Genomic DNA, 18,827 nt, shown 5'->3' with positions numbered 1-18,827 from the left:
ATGTGGCCAAGTTCATGAAGCATATCAACGCAACACCTCAAGTCATTATTGATCGCTTGCTTCTTCAGGTATAAAGTTTTTCAGTTCAATCTATATAGCTACAAACTTTAAGTGTATTACCTGCTAGCGATATAATAAATTGTAAAATTAGCATAAGAATCTAAGTAGCAGATCCCTATGCTAATTATAGTTACCATGCGATGGCTGGCAACGAAAAACATTACTCTTATTAATTTAAATGATATTGGCGAAAGCTGTACTGCACGGTTTGCGTTACTTTTTCATGGCCGCGCTCTGACACAAAATCGAGTTTGTAAAACATCGGAAACCGTTTGCTAACTTCGGTCTTGATGAGCTCAGGAGGTGAGACAAAAATAAGCTGGAATTTGAGCTTTTTTGCTACCTCAAAAATTGGGTCCAAAACATGTGCCGATACCGCTTGTCCAAGCGGATTGTCGCAAATGAGAGTCGTCCAGTGTTGGTCGGTCTGGGCTTTCATCGAAAGAAGCATCATCATTACAATCGTGCGTGCCGCCAGTTTTTGTCCGCCGCTACCATCTGCTTTTGTTTCCGAACCTTGGTTAATGGTTTTCCAACTACTATAATACTCACGCTTTGGTGTGCCATAAGTAAGCGCATTGTCGGTTGTCATATTGTATACGAGAAGCGTCGGGTAGGAGCGCCCTAAAGCCGCAAACAATATCTCTGCATCTGCCGCGCGCTCTTTAATAAGATCCTGCAATCTCTTATTGTTCTCATCGAGCTGATCAAACTGCTTCACGATATGTGCGATGCTTGTTGCAAAATGATCTTTGAGCTGTGGCTCAACATCTTCGGCCCGCCGCGGCAAGATATCCCGCTCCATTTTCACCAGCGGAAATAGACCATGATCGTTTTTGATCCCCATTTTGCTTATCATATGACGGATATTATCCGAAATAGAGACGACTTTCATCGCAGCGCGGTTCGCCCATTGTGCCTGAGCCTTTTCGGCCTGTGCCTTATCCTCTTTAAGTTGTTCTAAAGAGCTTTCTGAAAAGCGAATCATTCCACTCAGCGTCTCTTCGATCATCGCGCTCGGACGCTGCTCCAATGCAGTCAACGAGGCTAGAACGTCCCGTTTGTACGATGCGTCCCAATCTCTCTCCTCCACCTTGTCGCGCAATAGTCGAACTTTACGTCCGAATTGCGTCCGCAGAGTTTTTTGCTCTTCCTCTTGCGCAAATCTCCTCTGGCGCCAGGCGCGGGTTTCACGCTCAGGGTTTTCCCTTGTGAGAGATAACATCTCTACCGAAAAGGCGCCTAGCGGCAGGTCTAACCCCAACACGCCTGTAAGTACAGATGCATTATTTTTATATTTGTACAGTTGTTCTTCAGCATTTTCTTTCTCTGCTTCGAGCTCATGAATTGTTTCGCGGCAATCGTGTAAACGTGCTCTCACTTCTTTGACTTTGGCCGTCAAATCCACTTGTGGCCATGGATCAGCCTCGCGAGTCGGAAATGCATCTTTGATCTGTTCGGCAAGACGATTAACTTCATCCATTTTTGTTGTCAAGGATGCACGAAGCGATACCATTTTTTCTTTCTGTCCTTCGAGCGCTTGCTCCGACTGACGTCTCTTTAAATGTTTAGTAGTAGCCATCTCTTCTAAAAGGTTGAGCGGCTCTTGATAAAGTGGTATATCCCGCCAGTTTTGATCGAGCTTTGTTAGCTGTCCATCATATTCATTCTGCATCCGCACATGTCCGTCCCTTGTCGCTTTCAGAGTCGCTAAATCACGCTCTCTTGCAGCTTCTTCTTTTTGAAGAGACGATGCTTGTGCGACTAGGGTAAGGCAATCCTCATATGCATCAAATAAAAACTGCGGCACCGTGCTTACTTCTTCGCCAGAACTGATCTGTGCGGTTGGAAGCCTGACGTCTTTAACCACTTCGGCGATCGATTTGAGATGTTCTTTGTTTTGAGACATCCACGTTCGATACGCATCATCCCACTGCTCGCGTCGGCTCGACATATCTCTTCCTTCTTGATAAAGCACCGCAACTCGCGCCTCGAGGGGTTCTTTTGCAGCTTCCAACCAATTAAGACGCTCCTCACGCGCCTTGTGCAATTGGTACTCCTCATAAAAAGCACGCACCTCATTTAAGGCTCTTTCTTGCGCCAAAAAGAACGTCTCTGCCTCTTTTTCACGACTTTTGGACAGGCGTTGGGCTTCTTCTGTGCGGTCTTTCTCAGAAAGAAGATTTGCGTGTTCCCGTTCTAATTTCGAAAGTGCAATTTCGGCTTCGTCAGCTTTATCGTACAACTCTTCGACAAAATCGCCTGTGCAAAGCATCAGTAGAGCCGTATGAATCTCACGTGTTTGTTTCAAGGTAGTTTCGGCTTCTTTTACCACTTGAGCAGCTTCGTCGAACGTTTCCTTTGCAGTGTCTCGCCACCGCCGAAAATCTTCAGGTGAGAGCGCTAGTGTATCCGCATGGCCGCTTGCCACAACGTATGCGCCTGTATCAGACTTATCCATTGCCTCTCGCAAAAACACAGGGACTGGCGACTGCAGAGCACCGCCCAACTCTTCAATGCGGAGGCCAGACGAGTTAAGGTCTTTTTGTGATATGACGAGTCCAAATGGTAAGAGCGGGTGTTTGACCAGCATTTCATGCTGCTCATCATCCGAGAACGTACGTAAGAAGGCGGTACCGTAAAAGACATCGACACGAGCGGACAATTCTTCATACAGCCGCTTGAGATCCGCGTTTGCAACCCAGTGCTCAGCGTCGGAGAGAGAAAGATCAAGTTGCTTTTGCCAGAACGATTCTTGTGCCGCCTCCAAAGTTAAGGTCTGATCGCGCATCATCACTTCCAATTTGGTAACATGGCGCGTGGCATCGACCCCATTTAATGCCAACAAGTCTTCTTGGAGGATACGTGAAAGGTCCCGTTTTACCCGCTCTTCATCTGCTTCGCGCGTTGAAATGTTCTTTTCAAGCTCACGTACTTTCTCGCTAGCAGCCTGCTGACGCGCGAGGGACTCGGAAAGCCGCGCATTCACACTCGACACCTGAAGCGCTGCTTCTTCGACATTATCACGTGCTTCTTCTTTTTTCTCCCAGGCATCGCTTCGCTTGCGTGTCGCATCATTTAGCAGTTTTGAAGCTTCTTTTGTTAGGTAGGCTTCGTAGCGACGCTCATACGCCTCATTTTGCCTTCTGAGTTCTGCGATCTCAGCCTTGTTTTGTTCGATTTCGCGTACAGCCGTCCGCTCTTTATCATCGTGCTCAAGTTGACGTTCTCGAAGTTTCGAGCTTAATGTCTCGTAACGTCCCATCTCTTCGGATATGTGATCGCGGAGCACTTTCCAGGCAGTTTTTGCGGCTTCTTCCGCTTGGTGTAACTGCGCTGCACCATCCCCTTTTTGCGCAGCGAGAACACGCAGCGCATCAATTTGCTGATCCAACTGATTTATAGCTGACATTTCATCCTGCCATTTTCGTGCTAGCACCGATAGTTTGGCTATTTTTTCTTCGCTTCTTGAAGCCTCACAATCCTGATTAATTTCTGCAAAGAGCAATTTACCTTTTTCAATGTCTGTGTTAATCTGCTCCATTTCACGATGCTGCTTGGCATAGATAACGTTATCTTTTTCGTAGCGAAGCTCATCCTCCGCCTTTTTTTCCTCTACAATTCGGACAGCGATTTTAGCCAGTGTATCCTCTTCTTCTTGTTGCAGATGAAGAAGTGCGCTATGCAGCTTATGTCCTTTCAGTTCTAGTTCTTTTTGCATGTGTTCCTGCCCTTTAAGCGCACCAGCTTCCTCCTTCAAAGGTCGAATGGCACTTAAAAACTCATGATGCGCCCCTTCGCGAGTTAACAATATCGGCAAGTTTTTAGCTATCGAAAGGTTACTTTTAAAAATCTCAACCAAATCGTCCATACCTGGTTGCTGGTTTAACCTTAAGCTCACTGCAGGCACGATTTTATAGCGCCATAAATTTGAGTCATCTTCAGCTTTTTCAAAATATTTTCCAATGCCGCCTTCGTTCTTATTGATTTCCTTTAGAATGTCCCAGTCTTTTTGATCAATCCCATAGGAAAGAAGCAGCTCAATATAGCGCTTGAGTCGCTCGTACGTTTCAAAACCAGCTTCTTTGAGCCTCTTTACCGTCACCTCATAATCTGTAAGATCCAGCAAAGGAAACAAGCCCACGTCATCGATGTCGCACAATTTGGTGTACATGGTGTATTTAGGAACAACGTTTGCCTGACGCTCTTCATCATCGCTTAATACCGTTTGCCGCTCTGCTGAAAACAAACCGCCTGAAATGAGGTACCCAGCGCCGCTGTCAAGCTCCCATTCCACAAGTACATGGAATACATAAGGAACGAATTTTTCTTTGTCGTTATAGAAGAACTGCTGGTACAATCGGTTGTTCTTTTCGCCCCACGAAGTGCCAGGCATCATTATTTGAAAGAGGGATTGAAGAAGTACTCCTTTCCCGCCGCCATTCATAAACGCAATCAGTGTGTTAACGGCTTCCTGACCGTCATTAAATTCAAAAGTTTGATCGTCGTACCGTTTACGCATCCCGTCGTATCGGAGCCCTGCAATGCGAAGGCGGTTGATCCTAGGCATGGACATCGGCCTCCTCTTTACTGAGCTCTTCTTCCCGCGTTAAAAACGAGATGACCTCTTGGTAACGATCATCATCACTGTAGGCGAAATCAATGCGATCAAACAGCTCTTGTCGGGGGTAGACATGTGCCACTGCTTCGTTTGCCACATAGATAAGCCCTTCTTCTTCTAAAAGTTTAAAAGCTGTGCGGATGAGACCGATGCGAGTACGGATGTTTGGACGTGTTTGGGTCGCGATGTCGGTGTCTACTTCAAGACCGTTCCATAGGGTCACCATTTCACCTGTTGCAAGGCCGCTACGCTCATCAGGTGCAAGGTCTGTCTCCCATTTACTCACCAAGGAATCAACCGTGCGCTCCATAGCATAATAGGTTACGCCTTCGCGGCGAGCTTTCAGTTTGACCGCTTGGTTTCTCGCGATACTAGCTAGATACACCATAAGGATGATGGAGATCGCATAAAAATACTTGCGGGTTTTCACGTCCGCGTATTTGCTCTTTAAGTGCGTAAGGTGCGTAGCAAAGACCGAACCATCTGCTCTAGCCACTAGATGGAGGCGCTTTGGTGTTTCTATCACTTGCGTGCCCGACTGCCTTGCCAAAAGATGAACGGCATTGCGCACGCCTTCTTCGTAATATCGGCTAAACGTCCCGCTGACTTCTTCCACCACTTTGTGTTTTAAAAGGTCAAAATACACCTCGGATGCTTTTTGGACGATTTCAAGGCTCAAAGAATAGCCCTCCTTAAATTCTTTATGTTAGGGTAAGCAAAAATGGAGTCATCGTCACATTGCCCCACAAAAGCGGCGGCGCCTTCGGGTCATAGTCGCTGATCAGCTTTTTACCGAGCAGAGCTTTTAAGGTTCCATTTTTTTGCATCAGCAGAGACAAAAGCACTTCTCGCTCGTCATCACCTGCTTGGAGCGTCTCAGACCGATGTGAAAACGTCTCAATCGTTATTGGCTCCCGTGTAAAGAGCATCCACAGCTCGCGCGATGCCTCTTCAGCCACCCAAAGCGCTTGTACGCTTTCGCTCAATTCAGGAAGCTGAGAAAGCGAAAACGAGCCGTTTTCAAGAAGGGACAAAAAGACAGGCTCCCACGCTGTTGTGACTAGTGGCCAATTGACGGTGCGCTTTAGCACCTCACCGCGATCTTCTTCATCCGTCTCTTCTTCCTCTTCAATAAGCGTCTCCTCCTCATCTTGTTCTTCCCATAGCCACGGAAGTGGTAGCATAAACTCGGGGAGCGGCGAAAAAAGTGAAGATAGCAGATAATAGGCCGATTCGTTGGATTGCATTCGCCCGCTTATCACATAGGGCTCATACAAATGCTCCGTAAAGCTGAGAACTCCTCGATCCCAAAATAGTGCAGGATTCTCGCTTTTAAGCCATATTTCCATTGCAATGCTATGAATGACAAGCCTAGCAAACTGATCGTGAACAGCGCGCGTTCGCTCCACCATCTCGCGAAGTAACGGCAGATCGTGCTCGTGATCCATATGATCAGAGGCGGCCTGAAGCCGATCGATAAGTGCCAAAATGTTCCGAAACTCTTTTTTCTCCGATTCGAACTGTTTTTCGATAGCTTCTTTGTTTTCTTCTCGCTGCTTATTTTCACTAAGCACTAATACTTTGGGGTCGTTCGCAATCTCCTGCTGGAACGCCTTTTCTTCAGAAATAAGTCGGCGGACTCGCGAGAGAAGCACTTCGAGGCTTCGTGTTGCTTTTTTGTAGTTTTTATTTTTAATGAGCTGTAAGCTGTAAAGTTGCTCAACCGTGATGGAGAACGCTTCGGAAATTTCGCGGCTTATAAAAATCATCTCTTGGGCTTCATCGGTGAGTTTGTAGACGATGCCGCCGCCTTGCGCCAGATCCGAAAAGAGCGGATCCATCGTAACATACCGAAATTCGGTGGTCTCCCATGCTTTTTTACTCTCGTTAAAATAAATTGAGTCAAACGGCTTGTTAAGTAGCTCGCTTCCTTGATATAGCAGACCACTCGCAATTCGCTGAATTTGCGCTTCATTAGCGGTAAGACCCATTGCGTGAATTGTCGCAGAGGCCATTTCCTCGATGTCAATGCGCCTTCGATCTTCACGGTCGTTCAGTTCGCGGTAGAAAAGTTCCAAAATGATACGAAATAAGATCCCTTGTACGTACGGGTTTAACTCGGCTCCCATTTCCATTCCCCGGCCGAGCGAGAAATAGGGGTTTAGCCGAAGCATACGTCGGCCAAATCCATCCCAAGCCTCATGTAACATGCGATTCCTCCCAATTTTCTACTGTCAGCACTTCTTGCGCAAGCCGATATCTTTTCGGCCACATTTCCATTACCAATTCTGATGCCGCACTGCTACCAAGCAAACCTATAAACACATCGCGGTCAGCTGCGTTATCCTTCTGTTCCTCTTCGATTGAGGAAGCTTTGGTGCCAAAAGCAGCCATGGCCTCATATATTCTATATGCGGGCACAATGTTCACATCTGGGTAACGCTCACACAGACGTGCAAAAATGCTATAGCCTTCAGGATCCAAGTCCCCTGCATATTCCACCATCGGTGTGTTGCCAGGAAACATTTCCTCAAAAAAACCAAAGCTGTTCTCAATTTTTTTACCTTGGCCGTAAATAATAAGGTCTGCCTGACTTTTGGAAATAGCTGTATGATAGAATGATAAGTTTTCGCTAATGAGCACTCGTTTTATAGCATTTGGACTAATTCCTGGTCGCAAATATGAAACAAACGGTTCTCCTCGGCGCTTTGCTTTTAACTGTTCTAATGAGATACCAAATTGGTTCAGTACTTTAATACCGCCACGAGTAAGAAACTTCTCCTTTTCGAATAGCTCAAGAGAGCGTTCTTCCACGCTGACAATCATCCGATTTGGCGCTTTTTGTAAAAAGCCGTGAAGCTTGAGAGCGATCTTCCAGTCGCGGTCCGTTTGCAGTTCAGGATTTCTCTTGTAGTATGAAAAATCCAAATGATCTGAAAGCTGAAGCATTTCCAGCTTGTCCCACTTAGGAAATACGGACTTTGGCAAGAGCCAATAACAGGCATGAAGTGATGGTGTACGACCGTTTGTGGACTTCGATTTAATCGCCTGAATGATACCTTCTTGTTCCAATTCGCAGATCGCTTTCCAGAACTGTATATAAGTATACTCATCTTGTTTCTGATAGACTTTTTCCAATAACTTGACATCTAATTTTATTTTTCGAGTGTTAGACTGTCTTATTAATACGTCTGTTTTAATCTCCATGGGGGTGATCATTGATATCCTCCAATAATTACGAATATTCTAATTATAACATCAAAAAGTAAAGGCAGGGGCATAAAGACTTAGCAGAATAGGAAAAAAGTAACATTCGCCTGAATCACTTAATATGGATAGCTCGGCCCATTCACAATCCCTAATAGTTCAATGGTTTGGTTGTTTTTTGAACAAAATGCTAAACGTGTTTTCCTTGTTGTTAAACTCGATTATGCCGCTTCACATATTCTGATTGAGTGGATTGTCTTCGTAATGACAATGACATTTATAACCTGCCATTGTTCAGAACTTATGGCTAGTAACTCAAAATATTATCATCTGAAACTACTAGGTGTGAAATTATACAACCTAACTTTTACTTAAAGAATCGATTTACAAATTCCCTGCATCCCATTTCAATTGTTCAAATTCCTAGCTTATTTTCAAATGAAAGGGACTTTACCAATTACCACGCTTAAAATTCAACAAAAAAACACCTCCTTTCACATATCTCGGGATATACCCTAGAGCCGTTAAGGAGGATTTATGCATTTATTTAACCCTATGATGTTGTAAAGAATAAATCAGACTGACAGGACCAAGCGATTTATGAGTTTTATGAGTTTGATGAATGATGCCTCTAAAAATTGAAGTGGACAGGAATTGCCACCTAAGGTACTCAACAAGTCAGTTTCACAAACACATTTATATGATATTTAAATCCTCAAGTGTTTTGGAAGTTTGTTGAATTAACTGATTCTTCAATGTCAATTTTGAAGCCAAATACAATTCTTTTTCTACGATCTTTGAAATAAAGAAGTCTGAAATGAATATGTCTTTTAGAATCTCAACCCTATCGTTAATATAAGCAATTAAACCAATGTTTACTTCACTTAATTGTTTAAAGTTTAAAAGATCTGTGGTAGTGGGATCCGAATGATGAATTAATTGAGAATATTCGTTATATAACCCATCTAATTCAGTTTTTTTATTTAACTTACCTATCAATCTTTCACCCATTTTTCTTCTTTCATGTTTCCTTATTGATGACTCAGCGAGGTGAGAATGAAAATGAGCATATAAAATTCTATACAATTTTTCAATTAATAATCTCAAAAGAGAATCTACTAAATACTTATCGTTAATTGGCACTATTAATAGCAATCTGCTTATATAACTTTTAAATTCATTTAATAGATTATAAAAATTTGCACTTTCATACTCTTTCTGTTTAAAGCAACTACACATAACGTAGAAATCATTTACTGAGAAGTATAGTTTCTTAAGTTTATCTAAATCATCCTCAGTTAGACTTTTGAAATATTTAGGAAAGCTCGTTTCTATATATTCTATATAATTGTTTACTATCCATGAGTTATTCATTTTTTTCTTCCTTAACATTCCTAGAGTATTTATTAATAATATTAGTTACATCATTAGTATGTATTAGTTCTTTTTGTTCTAATAAGCTTAGAGTAATGTCTTTAAATGATCTAACATTGTATTCTAATTCTTCTTCGGAATTCAACTGTACTTCCCTAATAATTCTTGCCAATAAAGCTGTTCTACTATCATATAAATATTCTTTAATACTCGTTTTCAATTTTAATTTATCAATAAGTTCCTTTATTTCACGATTATTTTTAAATATCTCTCTTGATAGCAACGTTGGGATTAGTACAGCATATAAATCCATTCTAGTTTGGTTAGGGTCTCGTCTTACTTCTAGCAATTTAATTCGTTTCCACAGCGTCATCATTTCCCATCACCTCCACCCTTCTAATAAATTCATCACATATTTTAGTCATCATTTCATCTAAGCTTTTATCATTTCTATCTACAATACTCTTATCGAAAGTCGAAGTAGATAATTTATTAGATTCATAAAAAATATTATCAAAGATATGGATCTTGTTATTTATAATAACCTCAGCTGTTTCTAGACCTTGCATAAAATCTGCCTGCTTGGGTTTTGATGTTAGTTGTACTCTAGTCCACATTACACCTAAATTTTTAGGTTGTGAATTTTTAAATACAGTATTCCTTTGAGAATAAACAATATCTTTAACAACTCTTTCCAACAAATCAACACCTAAAACAGAATATGCGTCAGGTACAGCTGGAACGAAATAGTAATCACTCGTATAAAACGACATTTCTGTGTAAACAGAATATGTAGGCGGGCAATCTAAAAAAATATAATCATATTGGTTTCTCAACTCTTTATCTATGATATAATCCATAAGTTTATTAGGAGTACTTGGATTTTGCTGTCTTTGCAAAAAAATTGTTTCTAATTCGCCAGGAATTAAATCGAGATTCTCGTTAAGTTCTAATATTACATGTTTTCTGTCCATACCTACCATTTCTTGTTTAAATATATTATCTACTGAACACTTATAATCAACATCTCCATTTTCTTTATAGAACGTCGTTTCTTTGCTGAATCGCTCTAATAAAGATTGTGTTAGATTTGCTTGAGGGTCTATATCAACTAACAACACTCTAGCAGCCTTCCCATCATTATGCGAATAGCGTTCTGATAAGTAGAGTGCAATTTCTCTACATAAGGTCGTTTTTCCAACTCCCCCTTTCATATTAATAAATGAAATGACCTTAGCTTGTCTATCCATTTGTAAATCCCCCTGTACAGTAATGTACATTTTAATGCTTCTAAACAACTGACTTTCTTGTGACATTATACCTATTTCATTCGACTAAAGTCATCATTTTTCCTGCTTTTCTCATGAATTACTGCAACAGAGCTAATCCAATGAACAAACGAGAAAGAAAAGGACTGAAGTTCAATCCAATGCGGATCATCGCTCGAGTTACACAGTGGAGAAGATGTACAACGTTGGAGGTTTAGAGTATTACAGATGGGAGCAAGTGTTACACATTGAAAATAGCTACCGACGTAGCGTAATAAATTGCTGCCGGTATTGTTGATGGTGGCTGTTCTTCGACACCACACCATCGATACCGGCAGCCCGAAGATTACGTTGCTACTACGAAGCTATGGAACAGTATCCACGCGACTAATAAGCAAAATCATGAGCGGGAACAGCTTGTGTTCCCTGTGTATCCAGGAAGTTTAAAATGACCCCCACGAACTTGAATCACAGAAACCCAATTGCGCTTAACGTGCTCAATCAGAGGTTTGTCGCTACCGCGCCCAGCTAGAATGTTCTGGTTGGCCTTTCTTTATGGTTATTATTCGATGACTGTTGCCGGGAGAAAGTTGTGACTTTAGGAGCAAAAGCCCACACACAACTACCTGTTGTACCGCAATAGGACGAAACGTTTACAGAGCTGAAGCAAGTAACCAGGCATCATTAGTTTGTGACATTAATGTTCGTCCAAGCGCAAAGTTAAACGCAAGAGCATTGCTCGAACAGGTCTTTTTAGCTTATGAGGAGATCTTGTATGCTCTGCTCTCTGTAACGTCGCTAAATGTGCAAAAGCATTAGGATCTTGTTGGAAACGCTTCAAGCCTGCTCTGGAAAATCCTAATTTGGACGTTGGGTTGATGAGAAAGCAAGACGACTGCGAGAGATTTTGTAACATTTGCGAGCGAAGCCTAGCAGCCAATCTCAGACTTCAATCTTAAGCAACACGGTATCGTTATTCCTTTCATTCATGGAGCCTTTAAGCGATCTTGAGAAACAGATAAATGAACTCTGCATCTGATTTACCTGAGGTAGAATTGTTGAAAAGCATACCTGGCATCGGGGATAAACTGCTGCTGCGTTATCGCGGAAGTCGGAAACGTTCGACAGTTAGAAAGCTCTAAACAGCTTGTGCGTTTGGCGCAGACCCTGGGATCTTTAGCACGAAGAAGTTTACTGCCACAAGTTCACGAATTACAAAGTAGGGTTCAAAGAGACTCCGTCGATCGTTGTATTTAGCTGTGCTATGCGGAATCCGGGGAAGTACTAACAAGTTGAAAGATGTTGGTTACGCTTTTCTAGAGAATTGAATTATCGATGTAGGAATATGCAAATTGATCACAACATTCAAAGTGTACTTATCAAAAAAACTTATTCATAAATTCGTCCCCAATCTCGTCCCCAAGATCAAAAATTCTGCTTGATGAGCATATGTTCTGATAAAATTACAAATAAAAAAACCCTTGCTCCGCAAGGGTTTCAACGATTTTAAGTTTGGTGGAGCCTAGGGGGATCGAACCCCTGACCTCATCGCTGCCAGCGATGCGCTCTCCCACCTAGGGGTGTTACACTACCATATTTTTATCACAAGCCTTTGATTACATAAGTTACAGTTGATCAATTAGGTATGAATCCTGTGCGCTCTAGTTCTTTATTTCCTGTGGAATTATAATATGTAATACATTCCAAATCTTTTAGTCGAATTTCATTATTCTTAGTGTTCTCTGTATTTCTCATGGAAGCCGAAACTGTTCGGTTTACTCGTTGACTTTTCGTCCTATAACACCTTTAGAATTTGTAAAACACCTTCGGGTGAGTGACAGACATGTTAGACGTTAAAACCTTAAACATTTATAGACTGATTACGGTCTAATCTGTAGCTGATAAATGTCAGCAATGAGGCAGCAATCGCAATAATCCCCCCGAACCAAGACACATCAATCAATTCCTTGTGCGTCGTAACAACTCCCCCAAGAGCTGATCCAAATGCTATTCCGACGTTTATGGATACAGGAGTCAATGATGAAGCCAAATCCTTCGCAGTCGGAAAATATTTATCAGCCAAATCAATGAAATACAGCTGCATAGTAGAGTTCATTATATAAACGATAAGAGCAATGAATGATATGCTAATCAACCCCGTAGCAATCGAGTTGAAGGAGACATAGAGCGATGCGAGAATGACCGCTTGAATAAGAAACACATACCTGAGCTTTCTAATCCCGTTGCGATTTGCCAATCTCCCACCAATTAAAGTACTGAACACGGATACAACTCCGTAAAGTAAAAATACAAGACTAATATACTGGTTAGGGACAAAAAGTACTTCTTGCATCAGAGGAGTTAAGTACGTATATACGGTATATGTCGCTCCAATACTTAACGCAGGAATAGAGAATGCTATTATAATACGCGAATTGGTTAATAATTCGAGTTGTTTTTTTAATGAACTTTGAAGCCCTTTAAGTCCTTTGGGAATTGTCGCCGCGCTTGCGATCAGAGAAATAATTCCTAACAAAGTAGTAAACCAAAAGGCCAATTGCCAACCACCCCATTGTCCAATATAGGTACCAAGAGGGACTCCGACTACACTAGCGATTGTAAAGCCCATAAAGACGATTGAAATCGCTATACCCCTCTTCTCGGCGGACACTGTTTCGCTGGCAACCGCCATTGCAAGTGCGATCAAAACTCCGGTCACAATAGCAGTTATTATTCTGGAAATAAGGAGCAGCGCGTACGAACCGGATATAGCGGTTATGATATTACCTATAATAAATACCCCAATCAAAGAGAGCATAAGCGGGTACTTGGAGAACCGACTGAATATAGCCGTTAATATGGGGGTACATATTGCAAAAGATATGGCAAATGCTGATACTAGAGCCCCCGCTGTTGAAATAGAAATGTTCAAGTCGGTTGATACTTCAGCCAACAGTCCGACAATGACAAATTCACTTGTTCCTAAGACGAAGGTCAATAAAAATAAATTTAAGGTCAGAATCTTTTGATGTTTACTCAAAGATGAATCTCCTTTCCATGTAATCTTCTTCAAACTCTTTCGACAGCAATCTGGACTTCAGCAATGTAAGTTTCCGGATCGCCTAATTTTTCATGAGGAAGACAAATTTCTCGACGGGGCTCATTCCCCTTTATGCGGAAACCGTTTCGTTCAATCCAAAATGCTAATTCTGTGCTCGCCATACATGAGCTCCTCGTCCGACAAACATGGACAAGCGTAGCCATCGTCGTAACTTTAGGCAATCGTGTTACCATGAAGGGAGGGCTGCTCGGGATTTCGTGAGTTAGCGGACGAGCCACTTCGATATCTATCTCGTCCTCACTTTCTTCACAGCCGTGCCAAAGCACAATTTGAGATGATGAAGACAGACCTAATTTCCCTAAATGATCGTCCAGTAGTTTAAATAACTCAGGTATCTGCCTATACGAAGTTCTACAGCGGTAAGAAATCACAAACTTAGGCTCAACTTCCTTTAAAATGACATCGTGTGACGTTTGGTTTTCCCCCTCATTCTCGAGGTAACACAGACGTTCTTTGATTCGAGTGAGTCTATCCTGTTCCTTATCTAGGGTGGACTGAATTTCATTTTGTTTGATCCGAAACATCCCCCTAATTTGTTCAATCGGGACTTGCTCGCACATCATTTGACGAATTTGTTCCAAAGAGAAACCCAATTCTTTATATGCCAAAATACGATTGAGTTGAAACATTTGGTCAGCCGTATAATAACGATATCCTGTAAATTTGTCAGTGTGAGCTGGTGTGAGCAAGTTCAATTGGTCGTAGTAACGAAGTGTTTTGACAGACACTTGACTAATCTTCGAAAACTCACTGATTTTAAACATCGTTACACTTCCCTTTCATGAATATTTTCAATTCTCTCCTTGTCTTTACCAAGTATAACTATCCTGTCAAGGGGAGAGTCAAGTGAGATTTAATATCCTTAATTTTGCAAATAAGCAGTGTTATAATACATCACAAAAATCTTGATATCGTGTTCCTACGATAAAGCTCTAAGTGCAGTGTCTACCACCCAAACAATAAAAAAACCCACTTCGAATGAAGTGGGTTTTTTTATTGTATGGTGGAGCCTAGGGGGATATAGCTCGTCTAACTCGCTTACCCACTATGGGATGTATGAATCTTGATCTAATGGCTGACGAAGCGTACACGACGAGGACTTTTAGCGGTAGATTCAGACGCCGTGCTCCTCCATTTGAAGCATTTTCTTCGAAGCATAATCTTCCATTCCGTCCGCGCGGACTGAACCCCGGGGTTCGCCCCTGGGCAATTCCACCAAATAAACAGAAAACCACGTCCTCTGGACGTGGTTTGAATTGTTTATTTGGTGGAGCCTAGGGGGATCGAACCCCTGACCTCTTGCATGCCATGCAAGCGCTCTACCGCCTAGGGGTATTACACTACCATATTTTTATCACAAGTCATTGATTCCTTAATCTACTGATGATCAGTTAGGTATGAATCCTGTGCGTTCTAATTCTTTATTTCCCGTGAAGTGATAATATGTAATGGCTTCAGCGTCTTTTGGTGGAATTTCATTATCAAAAATAATAATCTGATAGTCGCTGGAAAAGGCAGCTAACTGCTTAAAAAAGGATTCCTTAATACTATGATTGACCTCTTCATTTTTCCCATTTTGCTCTTTGTCACGTTCTTTATACGTGGTTAATGGAGAGTCTAAGATCACGAACCCAGGATGAGGAAGTCCACGGCTAAAACAATATTCCATTATGGATAAAATAAACGCTGAATTTATTATTGCTCTAGCACCTTTTCCATACGATGCTTTTGTTTTTTCAGCAACGATAACATCATTCGTTTTTTTATTAAATACGACTTCATCTTTATTGTCGATTAAGCCCCAATTTTCAAGGAATATCTTAATAAGATCGCAGAATTCAGACATCAAATCATCCGATAGTTTTTTGATTTCAAATTTATTAGTATCTGATTTTGTGTTGTTAATTTTGTCGGTAAGTTCCACAATACGATTTGTCATATCAGTTACCTTATCTTTACTTTTTTGAATTTCTTTAATATCGTCTCTAATTTCTAGATACTTTTCATAATCAGATATCATACTAGAAATAAAGGTTGATTGTTCACTCAATAGTCTTTCCAATTGTTCGATATCTTTTTGTTTATTCTGTATTACTCCAACGTATTCTAATAAATCATTGTCAAAGTCTAGAATAGTATCATCTAAATCAGAAAGGTGAGCTTTTAATTTTTGCTTTTCTTTATCTATAGCTATAAAGTAAATCTCCTTTGTTCTATCATTATCTTCATTATCCATTGAAGAATTACACACTGGGCATTTAATATTGACTAGTTGATCAATGTAGTTGTGTGACTGATCTATAAAATCCAGTCTTTCGATGTCTGATTCATAGTTCTTTTTTAACAAACGGAATTTTGATAAGTTATCCTTTATTCTTGATTTTTCAATCTCCAGCAGTCTATATTCATCTAGTACTAATTTGTGATTTTTCTCATATATTTCAATTTGTAATTTATATTCCTTAATAACAAGTTCCATTTCAGTTAATTTATCATTAACATTTCCAACATTACTATCTGCTACTGACTTTTCCATCTGAACAACCTTAATCTTTAATTCATTGCATAGTAAGGAGAGTTCTTCAATTCTACCTCTAAGCTGAGCCTTTTTTACTTCTATGCTTTCAGATTTATCATGTTTTTTATAATCAATGCCTGATAATATTGTGAAAAAAACCGCTATTTCTTTAGACGCATTTGAATCACGTTTTGTATCCCCAAGAAATATCGGTGAATTACGTTGGGCAATCCTTGAATCATTTAACATCGTCAAAGAGACAAATTTTCTAAATGTAAAAGCCTCTGTTTCCCCTTTAGATGTTGATTTCAATATGTATTCATAACTACAATCACATAAACTCATAAGCTTTGATGATAAACTATTTTTAGCCTTAGAATCACTTGAAAGAATTTCCTCTGACACAGTGCTAATATGATAAATATCAGAAATATAATAGTATATCTTTGTTTTTTTATTCTCATCCAGACTTCTTTTCAATGTAATATCTTGACCTGACTTTTTATCAATGAACTCTAAAAGTACAATATCATAGCCAATGGACTCTTTCGGCTTTTCAGGGACATCAGTACCACCCAAAATATAATTGATACACTCGTAGGCAAAGGATTTCCCTGTATCAGATGCCCCTGCAACAACGTTTAACCCCTTGTTAAAGGTTAATATGGCATCTTCTTTTCCAGGACCTTGCAGTACTAATTTTTTTATAATTATTCCAAACTTATTCAACCTTAGCACCCCCTGAATTATATTCTTTTTCAAATTCTCCCTTCCATGAGCCTATGTGTTTATTAATATATTTATAAATTTGGACATCGGAAAAATCAGAAAACTTTTCGTTTACCACAGAGATATTTCTCTTCAAATGTTCGACATATCCATTGAAAAATAGTTTCACAAAAGGATCTGTTATTTCATTCTTTTTATAATAAATCCCACTTTTTGTGTATTTAATATCCAATAACCCTTTAGAAACCAACAACGTCAGCCCATTATTAATAATATTTCTTCGAATTGCTATTTCAGAAGAATGATTTGGATTATCTGGATGCAAGCTGATGTATTCGTTATCAATATCGCCTAAATGCAAAATAAAGTAATCGTAATACATTATTCTCTGTGAACTCATTCGTTTGTTGCATATTGATAGAATAAATAATATTCTTGTACCAACTTCTTCAGGTGAATTAAATATATTATTCTTGGCTGTTATCATATATCCAATTCATCTCCCCATCATTAACCAGCTCATGACATATTCCACTTTTCTCCAGTACATTAATGGCTCCTAATTCAGAACTGCTAATGGGGAGAATCTGAGATCTTGATATGGTTTCATCGACACGTTTCAAGTCACTCTCATGTTTTGTCTCACACGTTGATATGACTCCGTGAAACACTTGATTTTTAACACTATTATAGATATCATCATTTATTAATTCATCACGAGCAAATCTTTTTAAAGCTTGTGAATTATGAAAACACTCTCTCTGCCGCTTAAAATGACTATGCAAATTTCTCATTGTTTTAAGGTTATCTATATCCTTAATAGGCATGTTCTCTTCATTAGAGTAAACCTGCAATAATTGGTCGACATATTTCATTCTTAACTCATCAGCTTCAAGATCCTCTTGGGGTTTATCAACTTTAGGACGTTTCTTCAACCCACCACCAAAATGATATTTGTACCAGCCGGTTTTAGCAAACTGCTCAAGCAGAGTTACAGGAGCGATTTCAGCGACTATAGAAAAATCAAAATCTTGTATATATGTCTTCAATTCAGGAGACAAAGGTAATCCAGAAGATAATATTTTTCTTTTTCCTGCACAGTATTTACCCCAAGTATCAATCAACTCTTTATTTATTTTAGTTGGATGTTCGACTAAATCTCTTAGATCTTGCCCAATACCATTGCTCGCGACAATAAAGTATTTTCGGGGTTTATTGTATTTTCCAATCATTGTGTAATAGCAGAGCTTTCCAAATTCACTCATGTAAACTGACGGAGAAAGAGGATCTTTATATCTCTTACACTGAAAAATATCAAATTTTTGCATGGAATCATCAAGATAAGCAACAATATCACGTCCTGAATCTTTAGAACCACCTATTTGAGCAACACTTTTATAGTTATCAAATTGAGTTAAGTAGCCAGATGCCCATTCGCATGCTATATCTTCAAACTCACCAGCTTCAATAATTCTCAGGCGAACCAGTGGATCAATTGTAGTATCAAATATTCGACTAGTATCCCTAAGCTTGTCTGGAATTGACACAGGAAATGTTTCCATACAGAAGTTATTCCACTCCTTTTAGATCAAAATTGATATAAAAGATTAAAATCAAGCATCTATTTAACGGTCTCTAATAACCTCGTAACTAAGTCTATTTTCCTAATATTAGCACATTATGACATTGGAGTCTTCCACAGTTAAATAAATCAAGAAGGAACGCCTTTTTTGTCGAACAAGTCCCCATCATCATTATTTTTAGCATTCAATGATAATTAAATAAAAAAAGCTCATGCCACGAATTTGGCATAAGCATATTAATGAAGTTTGTTTAATGTGACAGTATTGTTAGTTAACACTCTATTTGTATCAACGTTCATGAAGTTCTCATTTAACATGTTGATACCCATGATACCAACAAACTGAC

At 40.1% G+C, this 18,827-nt stretch carries 12 protein-coding genes; all 12 read right to left on the bottom strand.

Annotated features, from left to right (window positions below; translation table 11 throughout):
- Nucleotides 1-229: 229 nt before the first annotated feature.
- Nucleotides 230-4,630 carry a coiled-coil domain-containing protein gene (locus AC6ESP_RS01025; protein ID WP_497094809.1) on the bottom strand — a complete coding sequence of 1,467 codons (4,401 nt, stop codon included), beginning with the start codon at nt 4,628-4,630 and terminating at the stop codon, nt 230-232.
- The gene (locus AC6ESP_RS01020) at nt 4,623-5,360 is read right to left on the bottom strand and encodes a DUF6063 family protein (RefSeq protein ID WP_497094808.1); all 738 of its coding nucleotides are present in this window, start codon (nt 5,358-5,360) and stop codon (nt 4,623-4,625) included. The genes AC6ESP_RS01025 and AC6ESP_RS01020 overlap by 8 nt, the downstream gene beginning before the upstream one ends.
- A gap of 22 nt (nt 5,361-5,382) precedes the next feature.
- Nucleotides 5,383-6,891 (bottom strand): hypothetical protein, encoded by a 1,509-nt coding sequence (locus AC6ESP_RS01015; RefSeq protein WP_497094807.1) that lies wholly within the window; start codon nt 6,889-6,891, stop codon nt 5,383-5,385.
- Nucleotides 6,881-7,900 (bottom strand): Wadjet anti-phage system protein JetD domain-containing protein, encoded by a 1,020-nt coding sequence (locus AC6ESP_RS01010; protein WP_497094806.1) that lies wholly within the window; start codon nt 7,898-7,900, stop codon nt 6,881-6,883. The genes AC6ESP_RS01015 and AC6ESP_RS01010 overlap by 11 nt, the downstream gene beginning before the upstream one ends.
- A 684-nt stretch (nt 7,901-8,584) precedes the next feature.
- The gene (locus tag AC6ESP_RS01005) at nt 8,585-9,262 is read right to left on the bottom strand and encodes a hypothetical protein (RefSeq protein WP_497094805.1); all 678 of its coding nucleotides are present in this window, start codon (nt 9,260-9,262) and stop codon (nt 8,585-8,587) included.
- Entirely contained in the window at nt 9,255-9,638 is a 384-nt protein-coding gene (locus AC6ESP_RS01000) for a hypothetical protein (protein ID WP_497094804.1), read from the bottom strand. The genes AC6ESP_RS01005 and AC6ESP_RS01000 overlap by 8 nt, the downstream gene beginning before the upstream one ends.
- A complete protein-coding gene (locus AC6ESP_RS00995; protein WP_497094803.1) occupies nt 9,613-10,512 on the bottom strand; it encodes a ParA family protein in 900 nt (299 codons plus the stop codon). Before AC6ESP_RS00995 ends, AC6ESP_RS01000 begins: the two co-directional genes overlap by 26 nt.
- A 1,879-nt stretch (nt 10,513-12,391) precedes the next feature.
- Complete coding sequence (locus AC6ESP_RS00990) at nt 12,392-13,570, bottom strand: MFS transporter (protein ID WP_497094802.1); 1,179 nt, start codon at nt 13,568-13,570, stop codon at nt 12,392-12,394.
- A gap of 29 nt (nt 13,571-13,599) precedes the next feature.
- Nucleotides 13,600-14,415, bottom strand: a complete 816-nt coding sequence (locus AC6ESP_RS00985; RefSeq protein ID WP_497094801.1) for a MerR family transcriptional regulator — start codon at nt 14,413-14,415, stop codon at nt 13,600-13,602.
- 623 nt (nt 14,416-15,038) lie between these two features.
- Nucleotides 15,039-16,898 (bottom strand): hypothetical protein, encoded by a 1,860-nt coding sequence (locus AC6ESP_RS00980; protein WP_497094800.1) that lies wholly within the window; start codon nt 16,896-16,898, stop codon nt 15,039-15,041.
- A complete protein-coding gene (locus AC6ESP_RS00975; protein ID WP_497094799.1) occupies nt 16,891-17,385 on the bottom strand; it encodes an ABC-three component system middle component 2 in 495 nt (164 codons plus the stop codon). The genes AC6ESP_RS00980 and AC6ESP_RS00975 overlap by 8 nt, the downstream gene beginning before the upstream one ends.
- Nucleotides 17,366-18,460 carry an ABC-three component system protein gene (locus AC6ESP_RS00970; RefSeq protein WP_497094798.1) on the bottom strand — a complete coding sequence of 365 codons (1,095 nt, stop codon included), beginning with the start codon at nt 18,458-18,460 and terminating at the stop codon, nt 17,366-17,368. Before AC6ESP_RS00970 ends, AC6ESP_RS00975 begins: the two co-directional genes overlap by 20 nt.
- Nucleotides 18,461-18,827: the final 367 nt, after the last annotated feature.

The organism is Paenibacillus xinjiangensis, from assembly GCF_059686975.1.
This window is presented reverse-complemented; position numbering and strand designations above follow the sequence as displayed.

Bases quoted from the DNA above. Each gene is read 5' to 3' on its own strand.
- AC6ESP_RS01005 (WP_497094805.1), bottom strand. From the start codon at position 9,262: ATGAATAACTCATGGATAGTAAACAATTATATAGAATATATAGAAACG.
- AC6ESP_RS00995 (WP_497094803.1), bottom strand. From the start codon at position 10,512: ATGGATAGACAAGCTAAGGTCATTTCATTTATTAATATGAAAGGGGGA.
- AC6ESP_RS00985 (WP_497094801.1), bottom strand. From the start codon at position 14,415: ATGTTTAAAATCAGTGAGTTTTCGAAGATTAGTCAAGTGTCTGTCAAA.
- AC6ESP_RS01015 (WP_497094807.1), bottom strand. From the start codon at position 6,891: ATGTTACATGAGGCTTGGGATGGATTTGGCCGACGTATGCTTCGGCTA.
- AC6ESP_RS01000 (WP_497094804.1), bottom strand. From the start codon at position 9,638: ATGATGACGCTGTGGAAACGAATTAAATTGCTAGAAGTAAGACGAGAC.
- AC6ESP_RS00970 (WP_497094798.1), bottom strand. From the start codon at position 18,460: ATGGAAACATTTCCTGTGTCAATTCCAGACAAGCTTAGGGATACTAGT.
- AC6ESP_RS00975 (WP_497094799.1), bottom strand. From the start codon at position 17,385: ATGATAACAGCCAAGAATAATATATTTAATTCACCTGAAGAAGTTGGT.
- AC6ESP_RS01025 (WP_497094809.1), bottom strand. From the start codon at position 4,630: ATGCCTAGGATCAACCGCCTTCGCATTGCAGGGCTCCGATACGACGGG.
- AC6ESP_RS01010 (WP_497094806.1), bottom strand. From the start codon at position 7,900: ATGATCACCCCCATGGAGATTAAAACAGACGTATTAATAAGACAGTCT.